This is a genomic window from Marinobacter salinexigens (assembly GCF_008370345.1).
Classification (GTDB): domain Bacteria; phylum Pseudomonadota; class Gammaproteobacteria; order Pseudomonadales; family Oleiphilaceae; genus Marinobacter; species Marinobacter salinexigens.
Genome location: NZ_VTUU01000107.1, coordinates 1 through 289 on the forward strand (window position 1 = coordinate 1; position 289 = coordinate 289).

Genomic DNA, 289 nt, shown 5'->3' on the forward strand with positions numbered 1-289 from the left:
ACCATTGCTGAGCAATTCAGCGTAGAGGCCATGCCAACATTCCTGTTCATGAGGGAGGGCGACGTCAAGGACAGGGTCGTTGGCGCAGCAAAGGAAGAGCTAGCAAGGAAGCTTGAACTACACATGGCCTCGTAGATCAGTGATGCCGTAATGTAGTATTCGCCTAAATAAGAGGACGCCTCGCCTCAACTYTGAGAAAACTAGTGCTTYTGTGATACGGTAAATCGTATGAGAGAGTGCCCCCTTTGGTGGTACTTCTTCGTATGTAGTATCAACTCCTGTCTTAATA

1 protein-coding gene is annotated in these 289 nt (G+C 48.1%); it reads left to right on the plus strand.

Annotation, left to right across the window (positions count from 1 at the left end; genetic code table 11):
• Positions 1-3: 3 nt before the first annotated feature.
• A complete protein-coding gene (locus FWJ25_RS20855) occupies positions 4-135 on the plus strand; it encodes a thioredoxin family protein (protein WP_497755928.1) in 132 nt (43 codons plus the stop codon).
• Positions 136-289: the final 154 nt, after the last annotated feature.